This is a genomic window from Bradyrhizobium sp. SZCCHNS3016 (assembly GCF_032484535.1).
GTDB lineage: Bacteria > Pseudomonadota > Alphaproteobacteria > Rhizobiales > Xanthobacteraceae > Bradyrhizobium.
Window position 1 is genome coordinate 167,270 of sequence record NZ_JAUETE010000006.1, and the last position, 16,579, is coordinate 183,848.

Below are 16,579 nucleotides of genomic sequence, written 5' to 3' on the forward strand. Positions count from 1 at the left end.
CCTTGCGATCCCTCGAAGCTTGCCGATTGTTTAGGTTTGTCCACGCGCTCGTGTGTTTACACATTAATTGCGTGCGTACTATATCTGGCGTGCTGGGAATGGTTTTAAAGACCGGTTATCCTGTTCGTCTCAGCATGTGGGCCAGCATGAAGACATCGCGAACCATAGGTTGGATCCTGCTGCTGGCGGCTCTCGGCGGCGCCGGCTATTACGGCTGGCAGCGCTATCAGGGCGCTGAGGCAGCGAAGAAGACGGCTGCACAGAAATCGGCCGGGCCGCAGGCCGTTCGAGTCTCGACCGTGCTGGTCCAGAAGACGGACTTCCCGGTCTTCCTCACCGGCCTGGGGACCGTGCAAGGCTTCAACACCGTCCAGGTCCGGACCCGCGTCGACGGCCAGATCGACAAGATCGCCTTCACCGAAGGCCAGCTCGTGAACGAGGGCGACCTGCTGGTCGAGATCGACCCGCGGCCGTTCCAGGCCGCGCTCGACCAGGCCAAGGCCAAGCGGGCGCAGGACGAGGCCAATCTCAACAACGCCAATCTCGACCTGCAGCGCACCACCAAGCTCGGCGAGTTCGCGACCCGGCAGCAGCAGGACACGCAGCGCGCCACCGTCGCGCAGCTCACCGCTCAGATCGCAGCCGACGACGCCGCGATCGCCAATGCCCAGACCCAGCTCAGCTACACGCAGGTCAAGGCGCCGATCTCCGGCGTCGCCGGCCTGCGCCAGGTCGACATCGGCAACATCGTCAATGCCTCGACCCAGACCGGCATCGTTTCGATCGCGCAGATCGAGCCGATTGCGGTGATCTTCACCGCGCCGGAGGAGCAGTTGCCCTATATCAACGAGGCGCAGAAGGTTGCTGCCCTGAAGGTGATCGCGTTCACCACCGACGGCAGGAAACAGCTCGCCGAAGGCAAGCTGATGGTCGTGAACAACCAGGTCGACACGTCGAGTGGAACGATCCGGCTGAAGGCGGTGTTCGACAACAAGGACCACGTGCTGTGGCCTGGACAGTCGGTGTCGACGCGGCTCCTGGTGCGGACGCTGAAGGATGCCACGGTGGTTCCCGACGACGCCGTCCAGCATTCGACCAACGGGCTGTATTCCTACACGGTGAGCCCGGACAACAAGGCCGAGCTGCGCAAGGTGAAGGTCGGCGTTTCGATCGATGGCCGTACCGTCGTCGAAGAGGGACTGACCCCCGGCCAGCAGGTGATCACGGGCGGTCAATTCAAAGTGCAGCCAGGCTCGGTCGTGACCACCGCGGTGGCCAGCTCGGAGCTGGCGCCAGCTAAGGTCCGGCAGGAATGAACGGCGGCGGCATCTCGGCACCCTTCATCAAATACCCCATCGGCACCTCGCTGCTGATGGCAGGTATCCTGTTCATCGGCCTCGTCGCCTACCCCCTGCTGCCGGTCGCACCGCTGCCGCAGGTCGACTTCCCGACCATTCAGGTCACGGCGAACCTGCCAGGCGGCAGCCCCGAGACCATGGCAACCTCGGTCGCCCAGCCGCTGGAACGGCAGTTCGCCCAGATCCCGGGCATCGCCCAGATGACCTCGACCAGCTACCTGGGCACCGCATCGGTCACGATCCAGTTCGACCTCAATCGCAGCATCGACGGCGCCGCTAACGACGTCCAAGGTGCAATCAATGCCGCCTCCGGCCAGCTGCCGAAGAATCTGCCGTCGCCGCCGACCTACCGCAAGGTCAACCCGGCGGACTCGCCGATCCTGCTGCTGTCGGCAACCTCGGAGACGCTGCCGCTGACCAGCGTCAGCGACGCGGTCGACGCCGGTCTCGCCCAGCAGATCAGCCAGATCGCGGGCGTCGCCCAGGTGATCATCGGCGGCCAGCAGAAACCATCCATCCGCATCCAGATCGACCCGGCCAAGCTCGTCGCCAAGGGGCTGTCGATGGAGGATGTGCGCAGCCAGATCGCGATCACCACGGTCGACGCGCCCAAGGGCAACATCGACGGCGAGCGGCGGGCCTACACGATCTACGCCAACGACCAGCTCACCGAGTCGAAGGACTGGAACGACGTCATCATCGCCTACCGCAATGGCGGCCCGCTGCGCATCCGCGACATCGGCAAGGCTGTGACCGGGGCCGAGGACGCCAAGCAGGCGGCTTGGGCCAATGGCAAGCGCGGCGTGTTCCTGGTGATCTTCAAGCAGCCCGGCGCCAACGTCATCGAGACCGTTGACCGCATCAAGGGGCTGTTGCCGCGGCTGGTCGCGGCGATCCCACCGGCGATCAAGATCGATCTCATCTCCGACCGCACCACCACCATCCGCGCCGCCGTTGAGGACGTTCAGTTCACGCTGATCCTGACCATCTTCCTGGTGGTGATGGTCATCTTCATCTTCCTGCGCAGCTTCTGGGCGACGGTGATCCCGACCATCACAGTGCCGCTGGCGTTGCTCGGCGCCTGCGCGATGATGTGGGGGGTTGGCTACACGCTCGACAATCTGTCGCTGATGGCACTGACGATCGCGGTGGGCTTCGTGGTCGACGACGCCATCGTCATGCTCGAGAACATCTCGCGTTATGTCGAGGAAGGCGAATCGCCGATGGCCGCCGCCTACAAGGGCGCCAAGGAGATCGGCTTCACCATCGTGTCGATCTCGATCTCGCTGGTCGCGGTGCTGATCCCGCTGCTGCTGATGGGCGGCATCATCGGCCGACTGTTCCGTGAGTTCGCGGTCGTGCTGGCGATGACCATCTTCGTCTCGATGTTCGTGTCGCTGACCCTGACGCCGATGATGGCCTCGCGCTTCCTGCGCAACGAGCACGCCGCGCAGCACGGCAAGTTCTACCAGTGGAGCGAGGCCGCGTTCGACGCGATGCTGCGCGCCTATGAGAAGGGGCTCGATCTGGCGCTGCGCTGGCGCTTCGCCACCTTGATGGTGTTCTTCGCCACGCTCGGATTGTCGGTCTATCTGTTCATCCTGATCCCGAAGGGCTTCTTCCCGCAGCAGGACGTCGGCCTGATCACCGCGACCTCGGAGGCCTCCCAGGACATCTCGTTCAAGGCGATGCAGTCGCGCCAGGAGGCGCTCGCCAACATCGTAATGGCCGATCACGACGTCGCCAGCGTGGCCATGGCAATCGGCGGCTCCGGCCGCGCCGGCAACAACGGCAACATGTTCATCACGCTGAAGCCGCGCGAGGAGCGCAACGCGACGGCGCAGCAGATCATCACCCGCCTGCGGCCGCAGCTCGAGAAGGTCGAGGGTGCGCGGCTCTACATGCAGGCAGCGCAGGACATCCGGCTCGGCGGCCGCCCGTCCCGCACCCAGTTCGAGTTCACCTTGCAGGATCCCAACGTCGCAGAGCTGAACGAATGGGCGCCGAAGATCCTTGAGAAGATGCGTTCGCTGCCGCAGCTGCGCGACGTCGCCACCGACCAGCAGGCCGACGGCACCACCGTGCAGCTCACGATCAACCGCGACACCGCCTCGCGGTACGGCATCTCGCCGCAGCTGATCGATGACACGCTGTATGACGCGTTCGGCCAGCGCCAGGTCGCGCAGTACTTCACCCAGCTCAACTCCTACCGCGTGATCCTGGAGATCCTGCCTGAGCTGCAGGGCAACATCGACACGCTCAACAAGCTCTACGTGAAATCGCCGACCACCGGCGACCAGGTGCCGCTCTCGACCTTCGCCAGCTGGACCAACGTGCCGGTGCGGCCGCTGTCGATCAGCCACCAGGGCCAGTTCCCGTCGATCACGATCAGCTTCAACCTCGCCCAGGGCGTCGCGCTCGGCCAGGCCACCGATGCGGTGCAGCGCGCGATGGTCGAGCTCGGCGCGCCGGCGACCTTGAACTCGAGCTTCCAGGGCACCGCGCAGGCGTTCCAACAGTCGCTGTCGACCGTGCCGCTGCTGATCCTCGCGGCGCTCGTCGTGGTCTATCTGATCCTCGGCATCCTCTACGAGAGCTACATCCACCCGATCACGATCCTGTCGACCCTGCCGTCGGCCGGCGTCGGCGCGCTCGCGATCCTGATGGCGTTCGGCTACGATTTCAGCCTGATTGCGCTGATCGGCGTCATCCTGCTGATCGGCATCGTGAAGAAGAACGGCATCATGATGGTCGACTTCGCCATCGCCGCCGAACGCGACCAGCATCTGCCGCCGGAGCAGTCGATCCGCCAGGCCGCCCTGCTGCGCTTCCGTCCGATCATGATGACGACCATGGCCGCGCTGCTCGGCGGTGTGCCCCTGATGCTCGGCAACGGCACCGGCTCGGAGATCCGCCAGCCGCTCGGCTATGCGATGGTCGGCGGCCTCATCGTCAGCCAGATGCTGACGCTGTTCACGACGCCGGTGGTCTATCTCTATCTCGACAAGGTCAACAACGCCTTCGCGCGCTGGGGCCGCACGCATATCGACCACGAGCCCGAGACCGCAGCGGCAGGTCCGGTCAAGGAAGCGGCGGAATAATCCGCCGCTTCTTGTCGCCTACTGCCGCGCCATCTCCGCGTTGGCCACGCCCTCGCCGTCCAGGCTCTGCTCGTCCTGCATCGTCACGGTCACGTGCGAGAGCCGTCCGGTGAACGCGAACGGCGCCGCGTAGTCCGACACCGGGCTGCCGCGGTCATGGCCGATGTCGAGCCCCGACCAGGAGATCAGCGTGTGGAAGGCGAGCTGCGTCGTCAGCGCGCCGGCCTCCTCGCCGTCGATCAGCAACGTGTACTGGCTCATGCCGGTGCGCGCCCCCTTGGCCGGCTCGGTCTGCCGCCTGAGACGTTCGACGCGCAGGCCCAGGCGATGCGATCCCGCCGGCACCGGGCGGATCGAGCTGATGATCTCGTGGCGGCCGCCGATGTTGAGATCGTGCACGAGATGGCCGTCCTTGACGTAGAGGCTGTAGCCTGACGTGGCATCGCCATGGGCGATCAGCACGCCTGATGCGCCCTCCGCATCGATCTCGACATGGGCCTCGATCAGATAGTCGCGGCTGCGCACGTCGGGCGCGACGTCGGTCGGCACATGGCCCATGCCGGCGTGGAACGTAAAGCGCGTGCGCGCGCCGTGGAAACGCGCCGCGTTCGCGGCAAAGCGCGGGCCGAAACGATCGTCGAGCGGCAGCACCTGATGCGCCTCCGCCTGCTCCCACCACAGCTTCACCAGCGTCGCGAGCCGCTCCGGCTGCTCGGCCGCGAGATCGTGCGTCTCGGAGAAGTCCTGCGCGAGGTGGAACAGCTCCCATCTATCGTTGTCGAACGGCGTGCCCGCCGGGTGAAAGGCCACCGCCTTCCAGCCGTCGTACCAGAGGCCGCGATGGCCGAACATCTCGAAATATTGCGGCGCCGGCTTCGACGGCGCGGCGGGATCGACGATCGATGCGGCGAAGCTCACGCCTTCCAACGGCATCTGCGGCACGCCGGCGATTGCGGCCGGCGCCTCGATGCCGATCAGTTCCAGCAAAGTCGGAACCAGATCGCAGGCGTGGACGAACTGATGGCGCAACTCGCCGCGCGCCGCGATCCGCTTCGGCCATGAGAGGATGAAGGGATCGCGGATGCCGCCGCCATGGGTGTTCTGCTTGTAGCGGCGCAGCGGCGTGTTCGACGCCATCGCCCAGCCATGCGGGAAGTTCGAGTGCGTATCCGGCCCGCCGATGTCGTCGATTCGCGCGAGCTTCTCGGCGATCGGCTCCGGCTTGAAATTGAACGGTCCCATCGCGTTGACGAAGCCGAGCGGCCCGCCCTCCTGGCTGGCGCCATTGTCCGACATGACGATCACGAGCGTGTTGTCGCGCTGGCCGGTCTTGTCGAGAAAGGCGAGCAGCCGCGCCAGATGCTGGTCGGCATGATCGAGCATGCCGGCGAAGGCCGATTGCAGCCGGGTGAAGACGCGCCGCTCATCCTCGGAATGGGCCTCCCAGGGCTTCACGCCGTCATTGCGCGGCGGCAGATCCGTGACCTCCGGCACCAGCCCCATCGCCTGCTGCCGCGCCAGCCGCTGCGCGCGCTCGGCGTCCCAGCCATGGGCGAAGACCGCGTCGTAGCTCTCGATGATGTCGTGCGGCGCCTGATGCGGCGCGTGGCAGGCGCCCAGCGCGAGCCAGGTCAGCCATGGCAGCTCGGGCCGGTCGGCAGTGTGGTCGGCGATGAAGCGGATCGCCTGATCGACCAGATCGGCAGTCAGGTGATAGCCGTCGGCGTAGCTGCCGGGCGGGCTGACATGGGTGTTGTCGAGCACGAGCTCCGGCGCATATTGATCGGTCTCGGCGTCGAGGAAGCCATAGAAGCGGTCGAAGCCGCGCCCCAGCGGCCAGCCGTCGAACGGCCCGGTCGCGCCGCTCTCGGTCAAGGGCGTCACGTGCCACTTGCCGACCATGTAGTTGCGATAGGCATGGGTGCGCAGCATCTCCGCCAGCGTCCCCGCCTCGCGCGCGATCTTGCCGCGATAGCCGGGATAGCCCGAGTCGAAATTGGCCAGACAGCCGACGCCGACCGAATGATGGTTGCGGCCGGTCAGGAGTGCCGCCCGCGTGGTCGAGCACATCGCTGTGGTGTGGAAGCCGGAATAGCGCAGGCCCTGCGCGGCCAGCCCATCGATCGCGGGGGTGCGGATCGACGCGCCGTAGCAGCCGAAATCGGAGAAGCCGACATCGTCGAACAGCACCACCAGGATGTTGGGCGCGCCCTTCGGCGGCTGCTGCGGCGCCGGCCACCAGGGTTTTGAGCCTGCGATGGTCTTGCCGATCGTGCCACCGAATGCGGGCTCGCTCATGCTTGTCCTCCCTGCTGCTCGCCTCGGCCCGCCTGGCGGACGGCGCGAGCGCTATTGTTGATTGCGCCGGGATCCGCAAAGCCCCGTACCGGGCGGCCCGGCCGCGCTTGCCTCAGATCATAATCATAGTTATTATTATTGTTCTAGACGGAGACAAGCGGCATGCCCCAGCGGATCGCGCCGGACCACCTGCCGGGCGTCACGCCGTCGCGGCAGCAGCGCAGCCGCGAGACGACGCTCGCCCTGCTGACGGCCGGTGCGGAGTTGCTGCGTACGCGCAGCCTCGCGGAGCTGTCGATCAGCGATCTCTGTGCGCATATCGGTGCAACGGTCGGCGCGTTCTACAGCCGGTTCGACAGCAAGGAAGCCTACTTCAACGCCCTGCTCGCGCTCACCCTGGCGGACGGCAGGGACCAGCTCCTGAGACTCCCGCCGCCCGGTCCCGTCCACGGGGGCGATCTTGACCAGCAGTGCCATCTGCTGGTGCGCGGCACCGTGCTGTGGATGCGCCGCCACAAGGGCGTGCTGCGCGCCGCGCTCGTGCGCAGCGAGCACGGACCGAACGACTGGAGCGGCTTCAAGGAGCTGGCGCAGGCGCTCTCGGAGCGTGCGGCGCTGCTCTTGCTGCCCGCGGGCCAGGGCGTCGGCACGGCGTCGCGCGCGCGGTCGGGGACAACGGACGCGCGAAAGACGGTCGCGTTCGGCGTCCAGGTCGTGCTCGGCACCCTGGTGAACGCCATCCTCAACGATCCCGGCCCGCTGTCGATCGACGATGACGAGATCGCGGAACGGCTCGGCGCCTGCCTGGTCCTGCTGCTCGGCGCCGGCCCGAACGGCGTGCCGCGAAAGCCGCAGGCCGCGAGAGGCGGGCGCTAGACCCTGCCGGCCCGTGGCGCGGCGGCGGCCAGACCACGTTGGAAATCCGTCATCCAGCAGCTTGCCAAAGCCTGAGACATGCGGGTAGAAGGACCCGTCGCCGCGGCCCTGCTTTGCCGGCCGGCGCGCAAAACGGTGCCAGACAGTCCGGCAATTGCTTGAAACTGCAGGGCATTCCGTTGGGGAATGGTGTAACGGTAGCCTAACGCATTCCGGGCTAACTCGTTGAAAACACTCACCCCGTTTTGCAAACACCCCTGATTTCGCCCTGTTGATTTCCCAGCACTTTTTGCGGGTTTGCAAAACCCGATCGGTTGGATTTCGTCCCTCCTGAGCGATGATCCAACTGTAGCTTCCCGACTATCGCCAGTTGACGATCTGGCCATACCGGCGAACGTGGTGAACTCCGCGCTCAGTTGCGCTCCGGGACACGATCGGCAACGCGCTCAAAAGTCGGGGGCTTAGTTTGTCCGCTCATGCCTCAACACCGGCACAAGCGGCGGGGACCATTGCAGGTCGCCGATGTGCCATATCCGAACCTCCGGAACTATAGCTGGAACGCGCTTATAGCTAATGATCATCAGAAGAAGTGGAATTGAAGCCGCTATGCAACGACAGTATTGGCTGTGCTATCTCTGCTTCGACGATTCAATCGTGTTCAATTGGGGGGGGTATGGGTCTCGACCTCGTTGTGGAAGGTTGCGCCCGGCCTGGCCATGAAGGGGAATGGCGACATCTGTTGGAGCGCGCATTCTCCGATAGTCAGCTATCGGAGGCAGAGATCGCCCGTTTCAACTTGATCAGCGTTCCCGGATATGAACGTATCGGCGCCCCACGGGTCGGTCTTGATGCGGCGGCGGACGCGTGGATCATCGAGGCTCGGAAGGCAAGAACGCCCGAGGAAGTAGCAGCTACTCTAACGGAATTCTCCGGCTACTACGTGTTAAGGCTTATGAAATGCGACGGCGTGCCAAACTATTCCAATGGCAGCCTGTACGACGGCGTCGACGAGACCAGTTTTCGCGGCGAGCTCCTGAAGAGCTGCGGCAACGTGCTCGACGAGGGATTGCTGGAAGCAGCGTGGGAACATAAGTTTCCCGAGGCGGCGATTCAGTACGGACGAGCACTCGTCGCGGCGGCAGACGCGGCCGAGACGTCGCCCCGCGTTGCGCCCCGGAGAATTCTTTCACGTATCGGCCTTGTCAGATCAGCTGAGCCTCTGCCTTTGGCGCAGCAGCTCGATATTGTGCGCGCTGCGGGGCGCTGGTTTGTTTTTTGGGGTGAGCGGGGGCACCCCATACGGGCCAATTTCTGATCGTCCCCGAGTCAAATCATGGTCAGAAGTTTCCGGTAATCGTAATGACCGCTTCGGGTCACAAGCCGCCTTTCGATCCTGCCGTAGGGTCACTTCCGGTTGTGCCCCAACAGCGGACGTTGGTCGCGCCGACCGGAAGGTCCGAAATGGGCCAACAGCGGACAAGAGAATGAAGTAGGCCGCGAGTAGAGCCGCCCAGTTATCGATGGAATTGGCGTGCAAAAATGGACCGATTCCCGGGGTGATCGGCATCAAACGAGGCCCAGGTACAGCGGGCCGATTATCGTGTTCTTCAGCTCTTGAAAGTCGAGGTCAGCATGCTGGTGGCTGCTGCATTTCGGAGAGTTGCGAGGACGCGGGCCAGCTCTTAGACTGGTATTGTGACCTTTATCCTCATCCCAGGTGCGTGGCTCGGCGAATGGTGCTGGCGCGAAGTGACACGCCGGCTGGACGAGGCGGGTTGGCAGTCGATCGCCATCACGCTGCCGGGCCTTGGCGAGCGGGCTAATCTGCTCAACCCTGATATTGGGCTTGATGCCCACGTTTCTGACGTCGTGTCGCTGTTGAGCGACAGGGCCCTCCGCAACGTCACGCTTGTTGGCCATAGCTACGGCGGCACTGTCATCAGCGCGGTTGCTGAACAGCTGCCCGATCGAGTGAGCTGCCTGGTTTTTCTCGACGCTTCTATCCCGCAGGATGGTCAGTCGAATAATGACGTGCTGGGGTCCGAATGGGCGGACCGTATTCGAGCCACGGCTCGCGAGACGGGCGACGGATGGCGCGTGCCGCCACCCTCATCTCTGGATGTGCCGGACGACATCAACATCTGGGCCGCTCAGAAGCTGACGCCGCATCCTCTGCGCTCTTTCGAGGATCCTGTACGGCTGCGATCCCCAACCGCCGCTCGTATTAGGCGTGTGTTCTTGCGATCGTCGACGCACGTCCCACTCTATGATCGACTCATGGAACGCGCGCGAGCCGCAGGCTGGCAATGCGGGGACGTGCCAGGCGGGCACTACTCGATGCTGACCGCCCCGCAAGCCGTCGCCGAAGCCTTTGGCGCGCTCATGACATAGTTGATGCCGCTTGGCCATTAGGAGATGTACTGTGACGGAGCGTAGTCGTTCAACCACAATTCGCTTCGATAACCAGGTGGCTGTCGTCACCGGAGCGGGCCGCGGTCTAGGAGCTGCCTACGCGCATCTTCTTGCCAACCGTGGTGCGCGCGTCGTCGTCCATGATGCCGGCGTTGCTAAGGATGGCAGTGGCTTTGATCCCTCTGTGGCAGATGGCGTCGCGCGTCAGATTGTCGACGCGGGCGGCAGCGCAGTGGCCTGCCATGAGAACCTGGAGGAAGCCATTGGATGCAAGCGCGTCATCGAGTTTACGATGGACACCTTTGGTCGTCTCGACGTCCTGATTCACAATGCCGGGCTGGTAATCTTCGCACCCCTAGAGGAGACAACGCCGCAAGTCTGGAACCGAATGGTCAATCTTGGTGTGCACGCACCGTTCCATCTGCTCCAGTCGGCAATCCCTCATATGATCCGCCAAGCCTATGGACGCGTCGTGTTGACCACGTCGGGCCGCGCATTACGGGTCGCTGATAACGTGCCGGGGTTGACCGGCTATGCAGTCGGCAAGATGGCGCAACTTGGTCTGATGGTTGGCATCGCCGCCGAGACTCGGGATGCCGGCATCCGTATCAACGCGATCTCACCAGTTGCAGCAACGCGGATATTGCGTCGCCATGCGCCAGAACTCAAACCCGAGCTCGTTGCCCCTGGTGTTATCTTTCTGGCTTCGCCAGCTTGCGACGCGTCCGGCGTGGTTCTAAGTGCGGCGGGGGGACGGTTCTCGGGCGACCAGTGGAGCAGAGCCGCCGGCGTCGACTTCGGCCCTGAGCCAATAGCTCCGGAGATGATTGCGGCGCGCTGGTATGACATCGTCCAGCAAGGCTGAGCCCCCCGTAAGACATCCGTCCGCGGTGGTTGCAAGTCCGCTTTGGGTCACAAGCAGGAATGCCCTCTCCGCTTACAAGATTTCCGCTCGGGCTTCAGGAACCGACATTGCTTTTGTAGGTACACACCCCTGGCTCGGTCACCGGGAGCGATTCACCGGCTTGTGGCTCGATCGGTTTCCACCGCAAGACCTAGCGGCTTTCCGCGATCCGCATTCCGCGGGATCATGCGGCATGAGCACCAAATCGCGGGAACGGCTGTACGGCGCCGATGTACGCATGGCAGCGGAGCGCGCTGCCCAAGCGCGCAAGGAGGCTGACCGGCTTGCCTGCGATGCCTGGAACAAGCGCATGCTCGGCTTCAAGGGGCCAGCCCAACCCTCCCCAATGCTTGGCGACGTCTTGAACGCAGGTTTTTGCTTTCTTGAGGTCCGATGCCTCGGCTGCGACACCAACCAGACGGTCGCGCTCGACATCGTTCGCCGACCAAAGACGACCCCGATACATGAGCTGGAGCGCTACATGCGCTGCAAGGACTGCTCGCGGCTGCGGGGCTATCCTTACAAGCGGAGCGTCCTTGTCGCGCTGCGTGAGACGAAGATGTCGTCCGCAAACCCGGCTTCGATCTGGTGGCCAGGGGAGCACTGACGTATTGAGCAAATCTGAGGAGGCGCTTGCGCGCCTCCCCATGCGCCTTGCGCCCAGAATCGAGCCAGCGTTTCGTCACACCATCGACAACAGATCCGGCGCGGTCGCAAAGCGGTCCGGCGACGGGCCGGTGACCAGGATCTCGGCGACGTCGGACCATTGGCCCGAGATGGTGTAGCGGGTCGTCACGGCTTCGATTGCATAGTCCGCGAAGACCTCGCGCGTCTCCGGCACATCGTTGACCGACAGCATGAACTTGCCGGCAATGCCGCCGAGCCGTTGGGCCAGGCGCGAGAAATCGTCTCGCGAGAATACGCCGGCGCCGTAGTCTGCCTCGCAGCCCCAATAAGGTGGATCGAGATAGAACAGCGTGCCAGGTCCGTCGTAGCGCGCGATGAAGTCGGCCCAGGACAGGCATTCGATGACCACGCCGCCGAGCCGCTCATGAATGGCTTCGAGCAGCGGGCCGAGCTTGGTAACGTCGAAGCGCGCCGAGCCGGTCGGCTCGACACCGAAATTGCGCCCCGCGACCTTGCCACCGAAGGCCAGGCGCTGCAGGTACAGGAAGCGCGCGGCGCGCTCCAGATCGGTCAGCGTGTCGGAATTCGCCGCGGCCAGGCGCTCGAACTCCGCGCGCGACGTCACCTGGAATTTCAGCGTCTCCAGAAATTGCGGATAATGCCGTTGCAAAATTCGGAACAGGGTCACGACGTCGCGCGAGACGTCGTTGATGACCTCGCGGCGCGGCGCCCAGCGTCTGCGGAAGAACACGCCGCCCATGCCGATGAATGGCTCGGCATAGGTGTCGTGATGGATCGCCTCGATGCGCCGCGCCAGCAACTCGCCGAGACGCCGCTTGCCGCCGATATAGGCCGCCGCCGGCCGAACGGGCACAACCGACCGCTTCTCTTCTCTCATGGGATTTCACTCAACGTTTTCGAAACCTGCCGCGCGCTAAATCTCCCGTTAGGCGGGCCGGCGTTGAGCGATCTGTAGTCGGGCGGGGCTTGTTGACGCAGGACCCGCGGATTGGAGCGTTGGCGCGCTCCGACCCCCGCCACGGACGAGGCTCGTCGTGGCGAGGATCAAGTCAGCGATCTATCGACGGTTAGAGATGCGAAGGTGCGGGCAATCGGCTGGCACGCCGAAATCACCGACCTCGCCTCGTCGCATCCCCCCTGCCTCACGGCCTCGGCAGCGGATGCATCTGCCCCTGTAGATAAGCGAGATCGCGCGCGATGCGGTTGTGCTCGTCCCAGAGCTTGACCACCCGCGCCTCGTCCTCGCGCCGCATGTTCTCGATCTGCGCCTCGGTTTTCGATTGAGCCTCGCGCACCGGCCAATAGAGCGCGCCGCCGATGCTCAGGAGGAAGCCGACGAGGATGCTGATCGGCGTCCAGTCGATCTTGCTCCGCGTGTCCAGCTTCTGCGACAGCAGCGCAAAGCCATTGTCCATCTTGGTGTCGAGGATGCGGAACTCCTTGCGCAGCTCCGCATGCCCATCCTTGAGGTTCATCACCTCCTGCGTGAGCGCCCCCTGATCGAGCGGCACCGCCATCACAATGTCCCCCGATGGCTCTCGCGCGCCAACGCGCGCGCGTTCGCTGCGATGAGTGATCGCATGCTTCATGTCTCCGGCAATTGAAAGAGAAAGTCCGGCTTCGGTCGCAAGCTTCGGCCAATCTGAAGGACTCGAACTTCTGTTGGGTGTCCAGGGTGTTGAGGAGCTATAGTGCTCCGAGAACGTCCGCTTCGGGGCACTGCACACGTGGTTTGAGCTACTGTCGGATCTGCTTGGTCCACCACTGACCCGAAACCGAAGTTGCGCGCCGACGCTCGCCCAACATTGTCCGCACACGAATACTATGGCAATTTGCACTGCATAGTGGAAATCAAGAGGAATGCTGTATGCAAGCAACAATCGCTGTATTTGGAATCCTTAGGTTCCCTCCAGATCAGATGGACGAAGTGCGTCCACATCTGAGGGCGCTCGTGGATGCCACCTACAAGAATGACGGCTGTGTCGCATATGACGTCGGCGAGGATCCATTTGATCCCGGCCTGATCCGATTCTCTGAACTCTGGCCTAGTCATGAAACTTTAGAGCGGCACCTCAAAGCGCCTCATATTGAGCCTTGGAGGACAGTCGCACGTCGCTGCGGATTAATTGAGCGAAGGTTCATCGCCTATGACATTGCAGCTGCGCGCGCTGTATGAACGCCGTGCTTCTCCTGATGGCCCGAGGCAGCCGCCTGTCCGGGCTAGCCGGCCGCCCTCAAGGTGAGGGCAGCATTGTTGTAGGTGAGCGTTCCGGCATTGGTGCCGCCGAGCACGGTCGCGTAGTGTAGCCCCTCGGACAGGCCGGCCGCCGCCGCCGGAGCCGCAACCCAGTTGTGATTGCCGTTATTCAACAACGGAACCCCATAGCCGGGCAATGGCGTCGTGCCGTCAATGCCGACGCCGATGCCGGCATTGCATTGATCGGTATAGGTCAGATCGCTGGCCGCCGAGACTGTCACGTCCGATTCATCGCGCCACACCAGGAAGTAAAGCCGCAGGCTGGTGCTCACCTCGGAGAAATAGGCTGATGACGTCGCATAGTTAGCGTTCGCCGTCGTCAACACATACGACCGCCGATTGAGCCAAGTGATGACGCCGCGCACGAGGGTCGACTGCTGAAACTGCCCGCTGGCGTTGGTGTAGACCATACCAATCAGGCTGCGCGTATCGTCGCCACTCTTTGCCGGCGGTGGTGCTCGTCGCATGCGAGGTGGCGCAGAAATCGCTGGTAAGGCCACCACCACTGGCAAACGCGTAGAGACAATAGACCGTCCCGGCCGCGAGGTTCTGCCCGGCACCACTGTTGGCGCTGACCTACGGTGGTTGACTGCCAAACCTTGGATTCTGGCCGCTCAATCTTCTCAGGGATATTGAGTCAACCTCAATAGTAATATTCCTCGATGATGATGATCCCCGAGCCGCCCGCACCTCCAGCGAAGCCGGCCCCGCTGCCGGCGGCGCCGGCGCCTCCTGAGCCAACAACATAGGCGTAGCTCGCGCTGGGTGCCGTGATGAGCTTGTCGACGAAGCCCCCAGCACCACCGCCGCCGCCCGAACAGCTCGCGCTGTTGGAAAGACCACCGCCACCGCCGCCCGAGCCGGAGTTCGGCGCGGCCGGGTAGCCCGTATTGTTGTAGTTGCCGTTACCTGCGCCACCGAAGGGACTCGCGCCGCCGCACCCGCCCGCGGCGTTGACGGTGGACGTGTAATAATTTCCGCCCTGCCCGTTTCCACCGGATATGTTCACGTCGCCGCCCGACGCGTTGCCGCCGCCACCGCCGAGCTGCGCGCCGCCGGTGCCACCGCCCGCGGTGAGCGTCCCGAAGGTGGTTGCGCTGCCCGCCCCCCCCGCCCCGCCGGAGGGTCCGTAACCGCCGCCTCCGCCAGCGCCGACGAGACGCACGTGAAGTGCGACGCAGCCGGCCTTAAGCGCGTAGATCCCCGATCCCGCGGTCAGCACCGTCCGTGTCCAGCTCGCCGGCGAGCCGGCCGCATGCACGTTGATCAGCTGGGAGCCGTCCAACGCCGGCAGCTTCGCGTTCGCATCGAGCTGCACCACGCTGCCGGCCGTCATCCCGACGTTCTTGGTGGCCGCCGTGCCGAGCGCCGGCGCGTTGGAAAGATCGGCGTAGGAGCCGCTCAGCGCCACCGCCGCAAAAGCAGGCTTGCCGGTGATCGCAGCCCAGGCTGCGATCACGCCGGTCAGTTGCGAGGCGTCGACCGCCGGCAGCCGCGCATTGCCATCGAGCTGCACCAACTTGCCCGCGGTCATGCCGACATCGAGCATCGACGCCGAGCCAAGCGCGAGATTGGCGCGGGCCTGGCCCATCTGCGCGGCCGACAGGTTCTGCGCGGCATCCACCCGCAAACGCGCCGCCAGCGCGTTCGTGACAGTGGCCGCGAAGCTCGCGTCATCGTTGATAGCGACGGCCAGTTCGTTCAGCGTGTCGAGCGCGCCAGGCGCTCCGCCGACCAGCGCGTTGATGGCGTTCTGCACCGCCGCCATCGTCGCGATCTGGTCGGTGAATGTCCCGACCGGCGCTGTCGGCGCCGTCGGCGTGCCTCTCAGGGCGGGGCTGATCAGAGGCGCGCCGCCCAGCAGCGTCAGAACGTCGCTCACCACGGCGCAGGCGAGCATCGCGCGGCCTGTGGCGGTCAATCGGCTAAGCTGTCCCCGCATCTCGGCGTCGAGATAGGGCACACAGTCGCCGGTCAGGCTGAGCGCCGCGAGTGCGCCGAGCACGCCATCGATTTCATGCGCTTCGTTCCAGTTGGACGGCTTGACAGCCTCCTCGGGCAATCCTTCATCGGATACAGGCGAGCGGAATTTATGCCTGATAGCCACGACATACCTTTCAGGGTTTTGGAGAGAGGACGCGGGATCAGATGCCCGCGAAGGCCGAGTCGATCTCGGCCGGCGCCTTGATGGTGCCTGCGGCAATCCCTGCGATGACGGCCGCTTCCTTGGCGAAACACACGGCCACGTGCTGGCCGACGCCGGTTGCGATCGCGATCATCGTCGGCGCATCGACCTGAATGAAGCCTCCCGACGCCGTCTTCCATTGCGTCGTGAACGTCGGGTCGTGCAGCGCCATGTTGAAGCCGCCATTGATCATGGCTTGCGACTGCCGGTCGGTCGTAACGGAAACCCCATCGACGGTGATTCCGGCAATCTCCCGCGCGTAGCGCACCGAGGCCGCATAGGCCGACAGCTGCGCCGTCGTATAAATGCCGGCGCCGGGCTGAGCGAAGGTGACGCCATTGAACAACCAGTCCGGCAGAAAGCCCGCGACATAGGGCCAGATCTCGGCCTCGCTCGCGATGCGCCCCGGCGCAAAGCCCGCGGCCAGCCAGGCGAGATAGATCGGATCCGTCGCCGGCACATAGACATTGAACGCACTGGAATAGACGCCGGGATTGCCGGCCACGATCCAATACCAGTTGCCTGGTTGAAAGCTCATCA

Annotated in this window: 14 protein-coding genes; 8 read left to right on the plus strand and 6 right to left on the minus strand. The window is 64.3% G+C overall.

Annotation, left to right across the window (positions count from 1 at the left end):
* The first annotated feature begins 146 nt into the window (after positions 1–146).
* Together QW881_RS14065 and QW881_RS14070 are read left to right on the plus strand one after the other, a co-directional pair.
* Complete coding sequence (locus tag QW881_RS14065) at positions 147–1,316, plus strand: efflux RND transporter periplasmic adaptor subunit (RefSeq protein WP_316158453.1); 1,170 nt, start codon at positions 147–149, stop codon at positions 1,314–1,316.
* Complete coding sequence (locus QW881_RS14070; RefSeq protein ID WP_315757954.1) at positions 1,313–4,459, plus strand: efflux RND transporter permease subunit; 3,147 nt, start codon at positions 1,313–1,315, stop codon at positions 4,457–4,459. The genes QW881_RS14065 and QW881_RS14070 overlap by 4 nt, the downstream gene beginning before the upstream one ends.
* Before the next feature lie 18 nt (positions 4,460–4,477).
* Here the strand turns inward: QW881_RS14070 and QW881_RS14075 are convergent, their stop codons facing one another.
* Positions 4,478–6,757, minus strand: coding sequence for an arylsulfatase (locus tag QW881_RS14075; RefSeq protein WP_315757955.1), 2,280 nt, complete (start codon positions 6,755–6,757; stop codon positions 4,478–4,480).
* A gap of 162 nt (positions 6,758–6,919) precedes the next feature.
* On the opposite strand from QW881_RS14075, the gene QW881_RS14080 reads away from it, so the two are divergent.
* The 5 genes from QW881_RS14080 (at position 6,920) to QW881_RS14100 (ending at position 11,556) form a co-directional block, all read left to right on the plus strand.
* Complete coding sequence (locus tag QW881_RS14080; RefSeq protein WP_315757956.1) at positions 6,920–7,633, plus strand: TetR/AcrR family transcriptional regulator; 714 nt, start codon at positions 6,920–6,922, stop codon at positions 7,631–7,633.
* 673 nt (positions 7,634–8,306) lie between these two features.
* A complete protein-coding gene (locus QW881_RS14085) occupies positions 8,307–8,948 on the plus strand; it encodes a hypothetical protein (RefSeq protein WP_316158454.1) in 642 nt (213 codons plus the stop codon).
* 380 nt (positions 8,949–9,328) lie between these two features.
* A complete protein-coding gene (locus QW881_RS14090; protein ID WP_315826139.1) occupies positions 9,329–10,024 on the plus strand; it encodes an alpha/beta fold hydrolase in 696 nt (231 codons plus the stop codon).
* A 31-nt stretch (positions 10,025–10,055) separates the two neighbouring features.
* Complete coding sequence (locus QW881_RS14095; RefSeq protein ID WP_315826138.1) at positions 10,056–10,910, plus strand: SDR family NAD(P)-dependent oxidoreductase; 855 nt, start codon at positions 10,056–10,058, stop codon at positions 10,908–10,910.
* A gap of 232 nt (positions 10,911–11,142) precedes the next feature.
* Complete coding sequence (locus QW881_RS14100; protein ID WP_316158455.1) at positions 11,143–11,556, plus strand: hypothetical protein; 414 nt, start codon at positions 11,143–11,145, stop codon at positions 11,554–11,556.
* A gap of 75 nt (positions 11,557–11,631) precedes the next feature.
* Here the strand turns inward: QW881_RS14100 and QW881_RS14105 are convergent, their stop codons facing one another.
* Positions 11,632–12,474, minus strand: coding sequence for a DNA adenine methylase (locus QW881_RS14105; protein ID WP_316158456.1), 843 nt, complete (start codon positions 12,472–12,474; stop codon positions 11,632–11,634).
* A 265-nt stretch (positions 12,475–12,739) separates the two neighbouring features.
* Positions 12,740–13,114, minus strand: coding sequence for a hypothetical protein (locus QW881_RS14110; protein ID WP_315759734.1), 375 nt, complete (start codon positions 13,112–13,114; stop codon positions 12,740–12,742).
* A 350-nt stretch (positions 13,115–13,464) separates the two neighbouring features.
* Here QW881_RS14110 and QW881_RS32595 point away from each other — a divergent pair, with 350 nt between their 5' ends.
* Entirely contained in the window at positions 13,465–13,773 is a 309-nt protein-coding gene (locus QW881_RS32595) for a putative quinol monooxygenase (protein WP_409999060.1), read from the plus strand.
* 44 nt (positions 13,774–13,817) lie between these two features.
* On the opposite strand, the gene QW881_RS14115 is transcribed toward QW881_RS32595, so the two are convergent.
* The 3 genes from QW881_RS14115 to QW881_RS14125 form a co-directional block, all read right to left on the minus strand.
* Positions 13,818–14,264 carry a hypothetical protein gene (locus QW881_RS14115; RefSeq protein ID WP_315759733.1) on the minus strand — a complete coding sequence of 149 codons (447 nt, stop codon included), beginning with the start codon at positions 14,262–14,264 and terminating at the stop codon, positions 13,818–13,820.
* A 233-nt stretch (positions 14,265–14,497) separates the two neighbouring features.
* Complete coding sequence (locus tag QW881_RS14120; RefSeq protein ID WP_316158457.1) at positions 14,498–15,916, minus strand: hypothetical protein; 1,419 nt, start codon at positions 15,914–15,916, stop codon at positions 14,498–14,500.
* An 82-nt stretch (positions 15,917–15,998) separates the two neighbouring features.
* The gene (locus QW881_RS14125) at positions 15,999–16,577 is read right to left on the minus strand and encodes a DUF4376 domain-containing protein (RefSeq protein ID WP_316158458.1); all 579 of its coding nucleotides are present in this window, start codon (positions 16,575–16,577) and stop codon (positions 15,999–16,001) included.
* Positions 16,578–16,579 lie beyond the last annotated feature (2 nt).